This is a genomic window from Dolichospermum sp. UHCC 0259, from assembly GCF_009711935.1.
Lineage (GTDB): Bacteria > Cyanobacteriota > Cyanobacteriia > Cyanobacteriales > Nostocaceae > Dolichospermum.
On the sequence record NZ_VIKX01000181.1, the window covers coordinates 16,875 to 32,853 of the forward strand.

Here is a 15,979-nt window from a genome sequence, read left to right on the forward strand (position 1 = left end):
ACTCTCAAACTACGCGTTAGGTGTTGTGGTTAACCAAATCGTCCAGATACATAGTCATGGGTGCGAGTATCTAAAGGATTCCGAAAGATTTGACCTGTTTCCCCAAATTCCACCATTTGACCAATGCGGCTTTCGTCGGTGCTAAAAAAGGCAGTAAAATCAGAAACACGAGTTGCCTGCTGCATATTATGGGTAACAATCACAATTGTAAATTCTTTTCGCAATTGGTGAATTAATTCTTCGACTTTCATTGTCGCAAGTGGATCAAGGGCTGAACAGGGTTCATCCATTAGTAGTACCTTGGGTTTAACAGCTAAAGCCCTAGCAATACAGAGACGTTGTTGTTGTCCACCGGAAAGACCTATAGCAGACCGATGAAGTTTATCTTTGACTTCATCCCACAAAGCTGCACCTTTAAGTGCAGATTCGACAATTTCATCTAATACTACTTTTGGAGATTTACCAGCAATTCTCACACCATAAGCCACATTTTCATAAATGCTCATGGGGAAAGGATTGGGTTTTTGGAATACCATGCCAATTTCTCGACGCAGACGATTAATATTAATCTTTGGATCGTAGATATTTTGACCAAAAAACTCTATCCGACCTTCAACTTTGACTTTTCCTTCCAATTCACTAATCCGATTAATGGTTTTAATGAATGTAGATTTACCGCAACCGCTAGGGCCAATTAATGCAGTAACTTGATTTTTATAGATATCTAATGATATTCCTTCAATAGCTTTATAGTTTCCGTAGTAAAAGCTAAGATTCTTGACTTGGATGGCAGTAGTTAAGTTACTCATGATTGACTAAAGTAGGAAAGAAAATTTTTTAGTTGACCTTATCTTTTCTTAGCAATTACGCGAGACAGCAAGCTGAAAAACAAAACTAAAGTCAGGAGAATGATGGCCGTTGTCCATACTAATTGATTTACGGCTGGATCAGGATTGTTATAAAGGTTAAAAATCAATACTGATAAGGAAGCAGTAGGACTTAATAAACCATCAGACCAATTTTGACTAAATAAGGCGGTAAAAAGTAGTGGTGCTGTTTCGCCAGAAGCTCGAGCTATAGCTAGGGAAATCCCCGTAGTAATTCCTGGGATGGCCGAACTAACAATAACACGAAAGGTGGTTTGAAAACGAGTTCCTCCCAAAGCTGCGGATGCAAGACGTTGGGGAACGGGAATTAACTTTAAAGCCTCTTCTGTTGTCAAGACTATCATGGGTAGCATGATTACAGATAAGGCAAAACCACCAGCAATGGCACTAAATCCCTTAGTTAATAAAACAATTACACCATAGGCGAACATCCCAACAATAATGGAGGGAACACCTGTCAGAATGCTAGTAATAAACCGCACATACTGAGTAAATGGGTTGGTTTGACTAAATTCTGCTAAGAAAATTCCTGTAATTACACCCACAGGAATACTGAGTAATGCACCGATACATACCATAAGTATAGTACCAAGAATAGCATTAGCAAACCCATTTTCAATTAATGGTTGGAATAACATCTCTAGTTTGAAGCCAGAAGCCCCCCGTGACATAATTTCCCACAATATGGATAATAATGGCAACAGTGCTAAAATACTCATACTGAAGGCAAGCCCGTTCATTGAGTATGTGAATAATTGTCTACTCGTAGATAAGGGCTGAGATAATGAAGCCGCTGCGGCTTGATCTGTTTCTAAATTTGGATAAGCACTCATGTTAATTTTAGATTTTAGATTTTAGATTTTGAATTGGCTGTCAAGTTATACACGGGAATGAGGAATAAAATTTACCAAGAAAGTCTTACAACAGTAAGAAACTTTTACTCCTTCTTTCTTCTTCCTGACTCCTGACTCCTGACTCCTGACTCCTGACTCCTGTTATCTATTCTTTTTGCCAACCCATTCCACTATTAATACAGCCGCAATATTTATAGCTAGTGTTAATGCAAACAGAATCAGACCTAAGTAGCTTAATGCGCCAATATGTAATCCCGCTTCAGCTTCGGCAAATTCATTGGCTAAGACTGCGGGGATGTTATATGCTGGATCTAAAAGGGATATACTAATTTGGGCGGAGTTACCGATAAGCATTGTGACAGCCATTGTTTCTCCTAAAGCCCTACCAAGAGATAGCATTGTTGCACTAATGATCCCAGAAAATGCGGCTGGCAATAAAACTCGAAAAACTGTTTCCCAACGAGTTCCTCCTAAAGCCATAGATGAGCTACGTAACTCTTTAGGAATAACCATTAAAACGTCACGAGAAATGGCTGCCATTGCGGGTAAGGTCATAATGGCGAGAACAATCCCGGCTGTTAACATATTGTTGCCGGCGGGGTCTTGTGTGTTAAATAGGGGGATAAACCCTAATGTGCTACCTAACCATTTTTCTATGGGTGTAATGAAGGGAATAAACATGAAAATTCCCCATAAACCAACAATTACGCTGGGGATAGCGGCGATTAATTCGATGACAAAGGCTATGGTGCTTTTGACTGAATTTGGTAAAAAGTCTTCACTGGTAACTAGGGCTATGGATATGCCTATGGGTATAGTTAATACAAGAGCGATCGCACTACTGACTAAAGTTCCATAAATATAAGGTAATGCCCCAAAAATCTGATTCCCTGTATCCCAGTCTTGACCCCACACAAAGCCCAGTCCAAATTTATCAATAGCTGGTTCTGCTTGCTTGAAAATCACCCATGTCATGACAAAGAGGATGGCTACAGTAATCCCAGAGAAAAGATACACTAACCATGTAAATCCTTTATCCAACCAGAAATTAAAGCCACCTGTGGATGTTAAATCAATATTGCCATCACTTAAACTTAGTGAATTATTCTGAGATTCAGATGAATTAGCCATGATCAATAAAAAGTTTATGAAATCGGGTACATTAGATATAAGCGTTCAACCATCATGAACCAGCTACAAATAGAAATGGTCAAGTAAATAAAAGCAAGTTTTAATTACCTACATTTCAATATTGAAACCTGATAAATGACGGCTGACTGCTGGCGTGAAAATTACTTAACGGTGCTATTTACTGTTTGTAAAACACGTTTCACAACATCACCAGGAATTTTGGTGTAGTTGAGGTCATCATTATACTGTTGACCATCTGTGAGTACCCAGTTAATCCACTTCTTCACAGCTTCAGCTTTAGCAGGAGTGGAATACTGTTTGTAAACCATCATCCATGTTAAACCAACAATGGGATAACCTTGTCCTGGATCTCCAACAAATACACGGTAGTTATCAGGGAATCTCACTGCTGATAAAGCTAAGTTAGCAGTTGCTAAAGAAGGAGCAACAAATTCTCCTTTCTTATTTTGTAGTTCCGCTGATTTAAGGTTGTTTTTAGTAGCGTAGTCATATTCAACATAACCAATAGCTCCAGGGGTGCTTCTCACTAAAGCTGCTACGCCAGGATTACCTTTACCTCTGAGAACGTTTGGTAAAGTCCATTTGGGAGCGGTGTTAGCTCCAATTCTGCCTTTGAAATAACCACTAATAGAACTTAAATGGTTGGTAAAAATGAATGTTGTGCCACTACCATCAGCGCGAACTGCAAATCTAATTGGGTTGCTTGGTAGGTTTACACCGGGGTTATCTGCTTTAATTTTCGCATCATTCCAGTTTTTAATTTGTCCAGAGAAAATGGCTGGTAATGTGGCGCGAGATAATCTCAGTTTGTTGACACCAGGTAAATTATAAACAACGGAAACGGCACCACCAGCAGTGGGTACTAAGATCACACCATTCTTAACTTTAGCGATTTCATCATCTTTCATCGCTGCGTCACTAGCACCAAAGTCAACTGTTCCCGCAATGGTTTGACGAATACCACCACCACTACCAATGGATTGGTAGTTAACTTTCATTTCGGGGTGCTTCTTTCTAATTTCACGAGCATAACGTTCGTATAGAGGAGCAGGAAAGGTTGCTCCAGCCCCGTTTAAAGTTTGAGCTTGGGCGATCGCACTCAACATTGGACTCAATGCAACAGCCCCGGTTATGACTGAAGTGGCAACAACGCGATTCAAAATGGTGGATAAAAAAGTCATACTGCCTCTTAAGTTTTTAGAAATACTTACTTAGGGAATTACATCCTGGTATGAATTTGATATTAAATAGTTAAGAAGAGATTAAGAATACAGCAAAAGCTGTTTAAATTAAATTTAAACCTTTAATTTTAAGTATCATTTTTTGAATAAGAACTCAACTCCCACAGAATTTATCCTTCATCCTGACTCCTGACTCCTGACTCCTGACTCCTGACTCCTGACTCCTGACTCCTCTCCTATAAAATATCCTAGCAGTGTCATGTAAATAAACAGTCTGCTAGGAATAAGTGGTATTATTTTGCCATGTTTGAGCGGATTAGTATTTATTTATTTGCATAAAAATACTTTTTTATCCTTAACTACAATAAACAAAAAAGGTGTATAAATTGGTTAAGATAATTCATGTTAATGGTTAATTTGTGATTAAAATCAAAGTCTGATATTGCTAACGGATGTATTTTTTTTGGTAATCTAAACTGGCACTTTTAGGGTTTTTCATAGTCATGACGACCCTGACTGTGGCAAAACAAGTGATTAAAGAGAATTTTATGGCGCTTATAGTTCAAAAATACGGTGGTACATCTGTAGGTTCAGTCGAACGGATTCAAGCTGTGGCAACGCGGGTTGAAAAAACTGTCAAAGCTGGAAACTCTGTTGTAGTAGTGGTTTCCGCAATGGGTAAAACTACTGATGGGTTAGTTAAACTAGCTAATGATATCTCTAAAACTCCTAGTCGTCGGGAAATGGATATGCTGCTTTCTACGGGAGAGCAAGTTACCATTGCTTTACTGAGTATGGCATTGCAGGAAATTGGTCAACCAGCAATTTCCATGACTGGCGCTCAGGTAGGCATTGTTACCGAAGCAGAACACAGCCGCGCTCGGATTTTACATATTGAAACTGAACGCTTAATGCGGCAAATCAATGGCGGTAAAGTGGTTGTGGTTGCTGGTTTTCAAGGAATTAGCAGTACAGAAGAATTAGAAATTACTACTTTGGGACGTGGTGGTTCTGATACTTCCGCAGTCGCCATAGCCGCCGCTATCGGTGCGGATTTTTGTGAAATTTATACAGATGTCCCAGGAATTTTAACTACAGATCCGCGTCTTGTTCCTGAAGCCCAATTATTGACCGAAATCACCAGTGATGAAATGCTGGAATTGGCTAGTTTAGGGGCGAAGGTATTACATCCCAGGGCTGTGGAAATTGCCCGCAATTATGGCGTTCCCCTCGTGGTGCGGTCAAGTTGGACGGATCAGCCCGGAACTTGGGTAACAACGCCTTCCAGGCAAGATCGAGCGTTAGTAAATTTAGAATTGGCACGGCCTGTGGATGCTGTAGAGTTTGATATTCAACAAGCTAAGGTGGCTTTATTGCGTGTTCCTGATAGACCAGGGGTAGCAGCCCAGTTATTTGGGCAAATTTCCCAGGAAAATGTTGATGTGGATTTAATTATTCAGTCTATTCATGAGGGTAATACTAACGACATTGCTTTTACAGTAAATACTTCAATATTAAAACGGGCGGAAGCAGTATCATTGGCTATAGCACCGATATTTAAAAGTCAGCACACTTCTGATGAAGCGGAAGTGATGGTAGAAAAAGATACTGCGAAAGTGAGTATTGTGGGGGCGGGAATGATTGGTCGTCCGGGGGTAGCAGCGCAGATGTTTACAACTTTGGCTGAAGCTGGTGTGAATATTCAGATGATTTCTACTAGTGAAGTTAAGGTGAGTTGTGTTGTGGATATTGCGGATTGCGATCGCGCGATCGCTGCTTTGTGTCATACTTTTGAAATCAACTTTTCTTCTACTTCCCTCACCCCTGCTCCGACTAAAGCCCCTGCTGTGCGTGGTGTTGCTTTAGATATGAATCAAGCCCGAATTGCGATTCGGCAAGTACCAAATCGTGCGGGCATGGCTGCTAAATTGTTTGGATTTTTGGCAGAATATAACATCAGTGTAGATATGATTATTCAATCCCAACGCTGTCGCATAATAGATGGTGTTCCTAGTCGAGATATTGCTTTTACTGTAGCGAGAATGGATGCAGAAAACGCCCAACAAAAATTAAAAGAAGTTGCCAAAGAATTTGGTTGGGGTGAGGTAGTATTGGATCAGGCGATCGCTAAAGTTAGTATCGTTGGTTCTGGAATGGTAGGACAACCGGGCATAGCCGCTAAAATGTTCACAGCTTTAGCTAAAAATCACATCAATATTCAAATGATAGCCACTTCAGAAATTAAAATTAGTTGTGTTGTCGGACAGGATGAAGGTGTCAAAGCATTACAAGTTATTCACTCAGCTTTTGATTTAGCTGGAAGTGAAAAATTTGTAGTTCCAGCGTGAACATATCCAGTTTGATTTTTCTCCTAATTGCAGCATTTGCAGAAATCTCCGGTTGCTACAGTTTTTGGGCATGGTTAAGAGTAGGAAAAAGCATCTTTTGGGTAATTCCGGGAATTTTTGCTTTGATCATCTTTGCTGTGTCCCTAACTAAAGTTGATGCCGATAATGCTGGCAGGGTTTATGCTGCCTATGGCGGAATTTATATCCTTTCATCTTTGCTGTGGTTATGGCTATTTGAAGGAGTAAAACCGAATAAATGGGATTTATCAGGTGTGATAATTTCCCTTTTGGGAACAGTGATTATTTTATTCGGTTCACATAGATAAATAAAGAAAATAATTAAACGCAGATGAACGCAGATAAACGCGGATGAATTAATGAATTTTATGATGCTGTGCTGTTTTATCTCTTATTAATAGGATTTACCATCACTACCAAAGTATTCTCGATAGGCACAAACTTGATCATCTCGAATATCAAAAGCAACTGCAACTCGATTTTTATAAGGATTACCAAATAAGTTACCTTCATCCCGAAATTCAAAAATCACTGTTTTTTCATTGCTAGTAATACTGTCTAAAGAGGTAATCTTAATTCCTGATTGAAAGGATTCAGAAACATATTCAAAAAACTCCTTCGCTCGTTCTTTACCTACATTTAAACCGTGAAATTTTCCCATAGGAAACCAAAAGGTAAAATCATCTGTCAGCATATCTAAAAATGCTTGCCAATTACCAGTTTCTAAACCTTGTACAAAATACCCAAATGCCTGATTAGCGACATTTAAAGTGCGTTCTGATTGTGTCGTCATCTCTTAATTATCCTGATTCAGAGTAAATTTAAAATTTGCTGCCATTTAGATTTACAATATTTTAGATCAATTAAGTCACCGAAAAATAATTAAGACTTACGCAATTGTCACACTAAAAATCTCTTGTAGATTTTGCCCGCAATTACGTTGATAATTTAACAGTTTTGGTTTGTTCTATTCAATCAGAACCTATTCCTGGAGATTTGCGCTACCGCTGGATGAGGGAAATGTTTCCTGATGTTAATGTTGTTCATGTCACTGATGAAAATCCCCAAGAACCAAAGGATCATCCTGATTTTTGGCAGATTTGGTATGACAGTATTCGTCGGGTATTACCTAATGGTCCAGATTATGTTTTTGCTTCGGAAAATTATGGTTGGCAGTTGGCAGAAATTTTGGGAGCAAGTTATATTCCTGTAGATCAGGCTAGGAGTTTAGTGCCTATTTCCGGTACTCAGATGCGGCAAAATCCCCTTGAGAATTGGCATTATCTCCCAGATTGTGTCCGCCCTTATTTTGCCCGTCGTGTTTGCATTTTTGGACCGGAATCTACTGGTAAATCAACACTGACGCAAAATTTAGCTAATTATTACAATACTGTTTATGTGAGCGAATATGCGCGAGGATTGTTAGATTTTAAAGGTGGTCACTGTGATTTTACAGATATTCCTTTGATTGCTAGGGGACAAATGGCTGCTGAAGATGCTTTGGTGCGACAGGCAAATAAGGTAATATTTTGTGATACAGACTTGATTACAACGACGATTTGGAGTCATGTCCTGTTTGGTAAATGTCCTCAGTGGATTGAAGATGAAGGTAATCGCCGAAAGTATGATTTATATCTACTGCTAGATGTAGATGTGCCTTGGGTAGATGATACACAGCGTTGTTTGCCTAACTATCGAGAAGAATTCCGCGATCGCTGCATTCAAGCCTTAGAATCACATCATAGACCCTATATTATCATTAATGGCGACTGGGAACAACGTTGGAAAAAAGCTTGTATGGCAGTAGATGAATTATTAGCAACTGCTAAGTTCTGAAGCTATATTTCCCAGTTTTTGATAATTTACCACGCCAATATAGCGGTATGCACTTGAGTGAGATACAATCAGCAAATCGTAAAACCTGTAGGGGCGGGGTTTCCCCGCCCTCAATTGTATTACGTCCGAACGATAACCACTATAGCGTGGTAATTAAAATTATCCCAGTCTGCGTTTAACTTCCGCTGGTAAATCTGCTAAAGCTACTTCTATTTGTTCACCACTTTGTAAATCCTTTAATGATGATTTTTGCGCTAGTGCTTCATCAGCACCAATAATTACACAAAATCTAATTCCCTGTTTATCTGCGGCTTGAAATTGTTTACCTAAAGGGCGTTTTTCAAAGTTAGTTACAACATTAATTCCCGCTTGCCGCAACTGTTGAGATACTTGTAAATAAACAGACATTAAATCCTCTTGCATATTCACTACTACAACTTGGGTAGGTGTGGCAGATAAAGTATTCAAAATACCCGCTTTTAACAACCGACTAATTAACCGAGTTAAACCAATAGAAATACCCACACCGGGCATTTTTTCCCCGATAAACATTCCCACTAATTCTTCGTATCTACCACCAGAACAAATACTCCCCAAAGCTGAATGACCTAATAAAGTAGTTTCATAAACTGTTCCAGTATAATAATTTAAACCACGAGCAATAGATAAATCAATACAGAAACGTCTATTAGCAACTCCTAAATCTCGCACTCCTTTAATTACAGTTTCTAATTCTGTAACGCCTAAATTAAATTGTTCGGCTTCCGGCAAATTCTCAGCCAGATTTTTGAGTTTATTCAAAATATGATTAGTGCTACCGTCAATTTTAATAAACTCAATAATTTTCTCTGTTTGTTCTGAAGAAATGCCAGCTTTTTCTAACTCTTGTTTAACTTTGGCTTTACCAATTTTGTCCAAATTATCAATAATACTAATACAGGTTTTAATTTGGTTTTCAGCAACTCCTACTGATTGGAAAAAACCTGTGAGTATTTTTCTGTTATTAATGCGAATGACAAAATCACCAATATTAATCTTTTCAAATATTTCCGTGATAATTGCCGGCATTTGGGCATCATAAAGTAAACTCAATTTACCACGAGCAACTACATCAATATCACATTGTCGAAACTGCCGAAACCGTCCATCTTTTGCCCGTTCACCCCGAAATACCATATCCATTTGATAACGAGCAAAAGGAAAAGTTAATTCATTTAAGTGACGGGCAATATAAGCAGCAAAAGGAACAGTTTGATCAAATTTCAAAGCTCTTGCTTCTGAACCAGTTTCTCCAGATTTATCCTTTTCGGCTTGGCGATTTGGTGGTAAAATTGGCTCAATACCATAAATAATATTGTCACCTTGATTACCTTTAGCTTGTAGAACTTCTAACCTTTCCACCGCTGGAGTTTCAATGGGTGTAAAACCATAACTTTCAAAAACTTTGCGAATAATATCTAGTAAATACACTTCAAGACGCTTTTCGCTAGGAAGAAATTCGGGAAAACCGCTAGGAGTAGAAAAGTTAATTTTGTCACTTTTAGTCATGTTTTTACCTTAATAAATGGGAAATTAACCACAGATTTACTATTTTACCCTTTCTTCTTGAATTAAAGTGCGTTGGTAAATTTGATGATTTTTAAACCAATGCCAAGTTCGAGCGCGATGATTATTGTCAGGACTAATCTGAATCATTTCATACAAATATAAATCTGGAAATTGTTTATAACCAAACCATAAAATAACGCTGAAATCATCAACTTCCCAAGCTTTGCCTTGAATACGTTCTGTATCAAACCAAAGTTTTTTATCTTGATATATCCCTGGAAATTGATGTTCTTCTTCTTTACCATTAGACCAAGTATAACGATTAATTTGATGATAAGAAAAGGGACTATTTTCGGGAAATTGACAACTCAGATAAGAATTATGTTGATCAATAATTTTACCTGTAATATCAACTACTGTATAATTCCCCGACCACTCACCCTCATGACGAGCTAAAACAGGCATTTCTAAACGAATATTAGACATAAGATATTTTAGTAATTGGTAATTGGTAATTGGTAATTGGTAATTGGTAATTGGGAAAAACTTTTACCCACTTTCCAAATCCCTACTCTTCATTATTAAACCACCAAGGGTCTTTATCCGTGTTAGTTTTAATCAAAAAAGCTTTTTTTCGCATAAAGCGTTTAAAGGCAGCTTTACCCATGCGTGAACCTCCCAAACCAGAAAATTTAAAGGAGTTTTTCTCTCCTTCGTGCATCATAGCTGTTAAACCTGCATCATTAATACTAATCGCACCTACATCTATTTGCATACCAATTTCTAACGCTAACTCTTCTGATTCAGAAAATATAGCAGCACTTAATCCATAAATAGAATCATTAGCTAAATTTATCGCTTCCTCTATATTAGCAAAAGGCATAATCGGCATAATTGGACCAAATGTTTCTTCAGTCATTACTTTCATAGAATGGTTAACTTCAGTCATAACCGTAGGACGACACCACCAACCTCCACCTAATTCTTCTACTTTACCACCACAGTGAATTACTGCCCCTTTAGAAACTGCATCTAGCAGATGATCATTAATAATAGCTGCTTGTTTTTCACAAATAATTGGCTCAATTTCACCACTTTCAATAGTTGGATATGCTAATTTCAATTCATGAGCTTTAGTGACTAATTGATGATAAAATTCTTCAAATATAGATTCAGCAACATAAATTCTTTCAATTGATGAGCAGGACTGTCCAGAATTCACAACAGAACTCCATAAAATTGCTGAGGTTGCTAAATCTAAATCTGCCGATTCTAAAACAATAGCTGGATCTTTTCCACCTAATTCTAAGAAAGCAGGAATGAATTTTTGGGCTGCTGCTTCTGCCACTAAACGCCCAGTTTCTAGACTACCTGTAAAACAAATTAAATCTACATCTTCTATTAAATCTGCTCCTGTTTGTCCTGCTCCTTCAACAAAGTTTAAGACATCACGTAATTGAGGAATCGTATTTATTGTAGTCATCAAGGGTGCAACAAAACGGGGAGTGATTTCACTGGGTTTAACTATTACGGCACAACCCGCTAATAAAGCTGGAATTGTATCAATTGTAGATAACAATAGGGGAAAATTCCAAGGACTAATTACGCCCACTAAAGGATAAGGAACAGCCATTTGTTGTAAAGCAATAAAAGGAATAGATGTATTTTTTGCTGTTCCTTGTATTAATTGTGGAGCTAAATTACACCATTTATCAATACTAGAAATAAAAGAATCTACTTCTGTCACTGATGTTGATAATCTTCCAGTATCACTAACTAAAGCTTCTGTTAGTTGTGTTCGGTCTGATAATATAGCTTTTTTCCATGCTTTTAAGGCAGCAATTCTGCCTTCAATTCCTAATTTTTGCCATATAATTTGTCCTCTTCGCAACCGGTGACATTGTTGGGAAAGTAATTTTGGTGGTGGTGGAACAATGACATAATCAAATTTACCTGTGCGGGGGTTGCGGACTTCTATTGGTTTACTCATTTGTGATTAATTTAAATGTGAACTTAAAAATATTTAATTTTATTTCGCGCAAAGGTACAAAGGAGCAAAGACGCAAAGGAAGAAGTACAGAGAAATTTCTGTAAGTTTCCGAAAACGTTTTTACAGTATTTATTGTATTCTCAAAATAGTCCATTTAGAGTTATTTGTATGTCTGCTGCTCAAAAACTGCGCGAATTACTGGCACGTCCTGAAATTATTGTGATTCCTGGTGTTTATGATTGTTTGAGTGCAAAATTGGTAGAAAAGGCGGGTTTTGATGTTGCTGCTACCAGTGGTTTTGGGATTGCTGCTTCTACTTTGGGTTTACCTGATTATGGTTTTCTCACTGCTACGGAAAATTTATCCACTGTCGGTCGAATAGCTCAGTCAATTAATATACCCTTAATTGCTGATTGTGATACAGGTTACGGTAATGCTTTAAATGTGATGCGGACTGTGAAAGATGCGGTGCAGTTGGGGTTAGCTGGGATAATTTTAGAAGACCAAGAATGGCCGAAGAAATGCGGACATTTTGCCGGTAAACGGGTAATTTCGATGACTGAACACGCGGGAAAAATCCGGGCTGCGGTGGAAGCAAGGGGTGATAGTGGTTTGGTCATTATAGCCCGAACTGATGCCCGTGCGCCTTTGGGGTTGGAGGAAGCTATTAGTCGTGGTCAATCATACATCAATGCTGGTGCAGATGTCTTATTTGTGGAAGCGCCTCAATCTGTGACAGAGTTGGAAATTATAGCTGCTGCTTTTCCTAATGTGCCATTGGTAGCAAATATTGTTGAAGGTGGGAAAACTCCGGCTATTTCTCCTATTGAATTACAGAATTTAGGTTTTAAAATTGTCTTTTTTCCTCTAACTGCACTTATGGCTGTAACTGAGGTAATGAGTGTTTGTTTTCGTCATTTGAAGAAACAAGGAAGGACTGATAATTTATCTGGTTTGATGAATTTTCAGGATTTTCAAGAATTGATGAATGTGCCGCAATATTTAGCTGTGGAGAAGGAGTATAAGGAATGAATATTAGCAAGCGATCGCTTCCGTGTATACTTTATCTGGATAATGGTATTGCCTGTAATTTTGCATATAAACTGTATAAAAATTAAATGAGTCCCACAGATGCCCAAAGCTGGATTGCTGTTGCTAACGAACGAGGAGCCGATGCACAAGCTATATATAAAGAAAGACCAAATTCAGTGGGCTGTGTTTATATGGCAGGATATGCCATAGAATGCAGTCTAAAGGCACTGTTGCAAAAAAAAGGGATAGAACTTCCCACGTATGGTAAAGAAGGACATAACCTAGCGGGATTATGGAAACAATCTGGCTTTCAATTTTCTGATCTTAAAGATTCTCAAGGGATGCAAACATTTTTCCTCGAACAAGAAAAATGGAATACGGGTTTAAGATATGAAACCTCTCTTCCAAATAATTTAGGCTTAGAAACAAAAGACCTGATAGAAGGAGCAAAATTATTAACGGGATGGATACAAACACAAGTACGTCGTAGTAAGCCAAGGAAGAAAAAATGAATCATTCAGAAATCAAAGAACGGATACAAAATAACCTAGCTAATGCCAACTTAGAAATCGAGGATCTGCGTGTTCGACCTGATTTTACAGGCTGGATTATAGTAGTTGTTTCTTCAGGATTTGAGGGTAAATCCCCCGAACAAAGAAAAAATATAGTTCTTGTAGGACTGGAAGATATAAGCATTGAATGGATAGAATTATTAACTCCTGCTGAAAAAGAATGGGCAGGTAGTCTACCAATTGATTCTACACTAGAGGATATACAAAATTTACCCCTATGGCCAGAAGCATTAGCACGCAGTAAAAATCCTCAAAACGTTCTTTTTCCCTCCGATTTAGAAGAAGACCTAGAACCCCCCATTATTGCTACATTTTACTCTTTAAGAGGGGGTGTTGGTCGCTCTACAGCACTAGCATATACAGCCCGTATTCTTGCCAGTCGTGGACGTACTGTATTATGTGTAGATATGGATTTGGAAGCGCCTGGTTTAGCTGCACTTTTTGGTAAAGAGGCAGAGATTATGCCAGGACAAGGGTTATTATCTATTCTGGTAGCACTTGATCAAGGTGAACGTCCTGATATCCGCAACCATATTTTACGTATTTCAGAAACGGATGAACTTTACTGTTTACCAGCAGGTATCCCAGATGCTAATTATGCTCGTCTTTTAAATCTGCTAGATCCTGCGGCCTGGTATCGAGAAGAAAGAAATCCGTTAAGAGAATTAATACAGTTACTTAGTAATAATCTGTCTTTTAAACCAGATGTGATATTGCTTGATGCTCGCACAGGTATCACACCATTAAATGCACCTTTATTATTTGATTTGGCAGATTTAGCATTTATTGTCTTCTTTCCTCACGCACAAACAAAGACTGGAACTGAAGCATTAGTTCGCGCACTTTTAGCTGCACATACAAAACGGGGAAGAAATCTGACTCCTGAACCAAGATTTATTGTTTCACCTATTCCTAATAGTAAAATTCCTGAAATTGTTCAACGTTATCAACATACATCTCTAGAATGGATTAGTGATTGGCTTTCAGGTATTGAGTTTGTTGAGTCTGAAATCACTCACTTTGTCCCTTACCAAGAAGCTGTTGCTACTTCTGACGGAATTTTGCTTGACCGGGAAATATGGCAGAAATATGAACCTATAGCAGAATGGTTAGAAGGTTTTTTACCCAGACCAAGTGAACAACGTCAATCTGCTAGTTTATCAGATTCTAAAGAAACAATTTTAGATGAATTAGAGTTCTCTGCTGGAACAGCCGAGTATCAAGAAAACTTTTCAGAAACCTTTGTTAAAACAGATTTAGTTAATAAAGCTATTAACCCTAATATACCCTTAGTGCTTGGTCGGAAAGGAACTGGGAAAACAGCTATCTTTCGCCGTCTGATGGAAGACTCTCAACAACAATCAGTAGTTGTGTTATCTCCTGGTCCACTAAGAAGAAATCGTAAATGGTTAATTGGTGTTGATGATTTTAAGGAAATTGAAAAAACTTTGAATTCAACAGGAACTAGCTGGCGAGAATTTTGGACTATTCAAACTTGTCTAGCCTGTCATTTATCTTGGCCAACACAACCACCACAACCTGATTTTAGGTTAGCAGATGTTTTGAGTCAAAACTTGGATACTGAACTCGCAATCATTGATTATATTAATATCTTATTAGGTAGACCCCAAATAGGAATTTTATCTAAAGATTGGTTAAACCGTTTTGATAAATCTGCTACTAATAATATAATGCTACTTTTTGATGGATTAGATACTGGTTTTGGCTATGAAGACCCTGATCGATTGAGACGTACTAACGCTATTCAAGGATTATTATCTTTGATTACAGATATTAGCGATAATCTGGAAAAATTAAGATTTAAAATTGTTCTGCGAGAAGACATTTGGCGACAATTACGTTTTGAGAATAAAAGTCATTTCTTCGGACGTTCTATTACTTTGAATTGGGGTAAAAAACCAGATTTCTTAAAAGTTGTCATCAAACAAGCACTTTTATCATCTGCTTTCAAAGATATTGTAGCTTTAACAAATTACGGTAAATTATTACTGTCATCAAATAATGAGGATGATTGGACAGAAACGCAAGTATTTGAAGTCTGGAATTTGTTAGTGGGAGAAAGGATGCAAGGAGGTGCTAAATCTGCTTTTACTCGTAATTGGGTATGGAATAGATTAGCTGATGGAACTGATAATCGTAATCCGAGATCACTTTTACAATTGTTTAAAACAGCTACATTAATTGAAAAGCAAGAACAACAAATAAATCCTTATGAGAAAACAATTATTCGTCCTCGCTCTCTCAGATCATCTCTTGATGAAGTTTCTACAGAAGCACTCGGCGCTCTTAACGAAGAGTTTCCTGAATTACTAGAATTGATTAATAAGTTAAGAAACCTGGGTAGTTCACCAGTTCATGCTCGTGACATACAAGAATTTGATCAGCAGTTAAGTTTAGCAAAAGAGGTTGGTTTATTAGCCATATATGAAGGTACTGAGGAAGATGTTCAAAAATATAAAATCCCGGATCTTTACTTAAAAGGTATTGGGATGACTCGCCAAGGACAAGGATAATTTTGGTTGAAAATGGGATCAAATGCA

14 protein-coding genes are annotated in these 15,979 nt (G+C 37.9%); 6 read left to right on the forward strand and 8 right to left on the reverse strand.

Annotation, left to right across the window (positions count from 1 at the left end):
- Window positions 1-29: 29 nt before the first annotated feature.
- The 4 genes from pstB to pstS form a co-directional block, all read right to left on the reverse strand.
- On the reverse strand, window positions 30-809 hold the full coding sequence (pstB, locus tag FJR05_RS14065; protein ID WP_168644675.1) for a phosphate ABC transporter ATP-binding protein PstB: 780 nt from the start codon (window positions 807-809) through the stop codon (window positions 30-32).
- A 38-nt stretch (window positions 810-847) separates the two neighbouring features.
- Complete coding sequence (pstA, locus tag FJR05_RS14070) at window positions 848-1,720, reverse strand: phosphate ABC transporter permease PstA (RefSeq protein ID WP_168644676.1); 873 nt, start codon at window positions 1,718-1,720, stop codon at window positions 848-850.
- A 162-nt stretch (window positions 1,721-1,882) separates the two neighbouring features.
- Window positions 1,883-2,872 carry a phosphate ABC transporter permease subunit PstC gene (gene pstC / locus FJR05_RS14075; protein WP_168644677.1) on the reverse strand — a complete coding sequence of 330 codons (990 nt, stop codon included), beginning with the start codon at window positions 2,870-2,872 and terminating at the stop codon, window positions 1,883-1,885.
- A 161-nt stretch (window positions 2,873-3,033) separates the two neighbouring features.
- A complete protein-coding gene (gene pstS / locus FJR05_RS14080) occupies window positions 3,034-4,074 on the reverse strand; it encodes a phosphate ABC transporter substrate-binding protein PstS (protein ID WP_168644678.1) in 1,041 nt (346 codons plus the stop codon).
- A gap of 548 nt (window positions 4,075-4,622) precedes the next feature.
- Here pstS and FJR05_RS14085 point away from each other — a divergent pair.
- Both FJR05_RS14085 and FJR05_RS14090 read left to right on the forward strand, forming a co-directional pair.
- Window positions 4,623-6,422, forward strand: coding sequence for an aspartate kinase (locus FJR05_RS14085; RefSeq protein ID WP_168644679.1), 1,800 nt, complete (start codon window positions 4,623-4,625; stop codon window positions 6,420-6,422).
- Complete coding sequence (locus tag FJR05_RS14090; protein ID WP_371416892.1) at window positions 6,419-6,748, forward strand: YnfA family protein; 330 nt, start codon at window positions 6,419-6,421, stop codon at window positions 6,746-6,748. Before FJR05_RS14085 ends, FJR05_RS14090 begins: the two co-directional genes overlap by 4 nt.
- A gap of 86 nt (window positions 6,749-6,834) precedes the next feature.
- On the opposite strand, the gene FJR05_RS14095 is transcribed toward FJR05_RS14090, so the two are convergent.
- Window positions 6,835-7,233, reverse strand: a complete 399-nt coding sequence (locus FJR05_RS14095) for a nuclear transport factor 2 family protein (protein WP_168644680.1) — start codon at window positions 7,231-7,233, stop codon at window positions 6,835-6,837.
- A gap of 164 nt (window positions 7,234-7,397) precedes the next feature.
- On the opposite strand from FJR05_RS14095, the gene FJR05_RS14100 reads away from it, so the two are divergent.
- On the forward strand, window positions 7,398-8,276 hold the full coding sequence (locus tag FJR05_RS14100; protein WP_168644681.1) for an AAA family ATPase: 879 nt from the start codon (window positions 7,398-7,400) through the stop codon (window positions 8,274-8,276).
- Between the two features lie 159 nt (window positions 8,277-8,435).
- Here FJR05_RS14100 and hisS read toward each other — a convergent pair whose 3' ends face one another.
- The 3 genes from hisS to FJR05_RS14115 form a co-directional block, all read right to left on the reverse strand.
- Window positions 8,436-9,824, reverse strand: coding sequence for a histidine--tRNA ligase (gene hisS / locus FJR05_RS14105; RefSeq protein ID WP_168644682.1), 1,389 nt, complete (start codon window positions 9,822-9,824; stop codon window positions 8,436-8,438).
- Between the two features lie 39 nt (window positions 9,825-9,863).
- On the reverse strand, window positions 9,864-10,310 hold the full coding sequence (locus FJR05_RS14110) for a DUF3598 family protein (protein WP_168644683.1): 447 nt from the start codon (window positions 10,308-10,310) through the stop codon (window positions 9,864-9,866).
- Between the two features lie 82 nt (window positions 10,311-10,392).
- On the reverse strand, window positions 10,393-11,814 hold the full coding sequence (locus tag FJR05_RS14115) for an aldehyde dehydrogenase family protein (protein WP_168644684.1): 1,422 nt from the start codon (window positions 11,812-11,814) through the stop codon (window positions 10,393-10,395).
- Between the two features lie 168 nt (window positions 11,815-11,982).
- On the opposite strand from FJR05_RS14115, the gene FJR05_RS14120 reads away from it, so the two are divergent.
- The 3 genes from FJR05_RS14120 to FJR05_RS14130 all read left to right on the forward strand — a co-directional run bounded on the left by FJR05_RS14120 (window position 11,983) and on the right by FJR05_RS14130 (window position 15,952).
- Complete coding sequence (locus tag FJR05_RS14120) at window positions 11,983-12,846, forward strand: oxaloacetate decarboxylase (RefSeq protein WP_168644685.1); 864 nt, start codon at window positions 11,983-11,985, stop codon at window positions 12,844-12,846.
- Window positions 12,847-12,932: 86 nt separating this feature from the next.
- Complete coding sequence (locus tag FJR05_RS14125) at window positions 12,933-13,358, forward strand: HEPN domain-containing protein (RefSeq protein ID WP_168644686.1); 426 nt, start codon at window positions 12,933-12,935, stop codon at window positions 13,356-13,358.
- Window positions 13,355-15,952, forward strand: a complete 2,598-nt coding sequence (locus FJR05_RS14130; protein ID WP_168644687.1) for a P-loop ATPase, Sll1717 family — start codon at window positions 13,355-13,357, stop codon at window positions 15,950-15,952. Before FJR05_RS14125 ends, FJR05_RS14130 begins: the two co-directional genes overlap by 4 nt.
- The last annotated feature ends 27 nt before the right edge of the window (window positions 15,953-15,979 follow it).

Bases quoted from the DNA above. Each gene is read 5' to 3' on its own strand.
- pstB (WP_168644675.1), bottom strand. From the start codon at position 809: ATGAGTAACTTAACTACTGCCATCCAAGTCAAGAATCTTAGCTTTTAC.
- pstA (WP_168644676.1), bottom strand. From the start codon at position 1,720: ATGAGTGCTTATCCAAATTTAGAAACAGATCAAGCCGCAGCGGCTTCA.
- pstC (WP_168644677.1), bottom strand. From the start codon at position 2,872: ATGGCTAATTCATCTGAATCTCAGAATAATTCACTAAGTTTAAGTGAT.
- pstS (WP_168644678.1), bottom strand. From the start codon at position 4,074: ATGACTTTTTTATCCACCATTTTGAATCGCGTTGTTGCCACTTCAGTC.
- FJR05_RS14085 (WP_168644679.1), top strand. From the start codon at position 4,623: ATGGCGCTTATAGTTCAAAAATACGGTGGTACATCTGTAGGTTCAGTC.
- FJR05_RS14095 (WP_168644680.1), bottom strand. From the start codon at position 7,233: ATGACGACACAATCAGAACGCACTTTAAATGTCGCTAATCAGGCATTT.
- hisS (WP_168644682.1), bottom strand. From the start codon at position 9,824: ATGACTAAAAGTGACAAAATTAACTTTTCTACTCCTAGCGGTTTTCCC.
- FJR05_RS14110 (WP_168644683.1), bottom strand. From the start codon at position 10,310: ATGTCTAATATTCGTTTAGAAATGCCTGTTTTAGCTCGTCATGAGGGT.
- FJR05_RS14115 (WP_168644684.1), bottom strand. From the start codon at position 11,814: ATGAGTAAACCAATAGAAGTCCGCAACCCCCGCACAGGTAAATTTGAT.
- FJR05_RS14120 (WP_168644685.1), top strand. From the start codon at position 11,983: ATGTCTGCTGCTCAAAAACTGCGCGAATTACTGGCACGTCCTGAAATT.
- FJR05_RS14125 (WP_168644686.1), top strand. From the start codon at position 12,933: ATGAGTCCCACAGATGCCCAAAGCTGGATTGCTGTTGCTAACGAACGA.
- FJR05_RS14130 (WP_168644687.1), top strand. From the start codon at position 13,355: ATGAATCATTCAGAAATCAAAGAACGGATACAAAATAACCTAGCTAAT.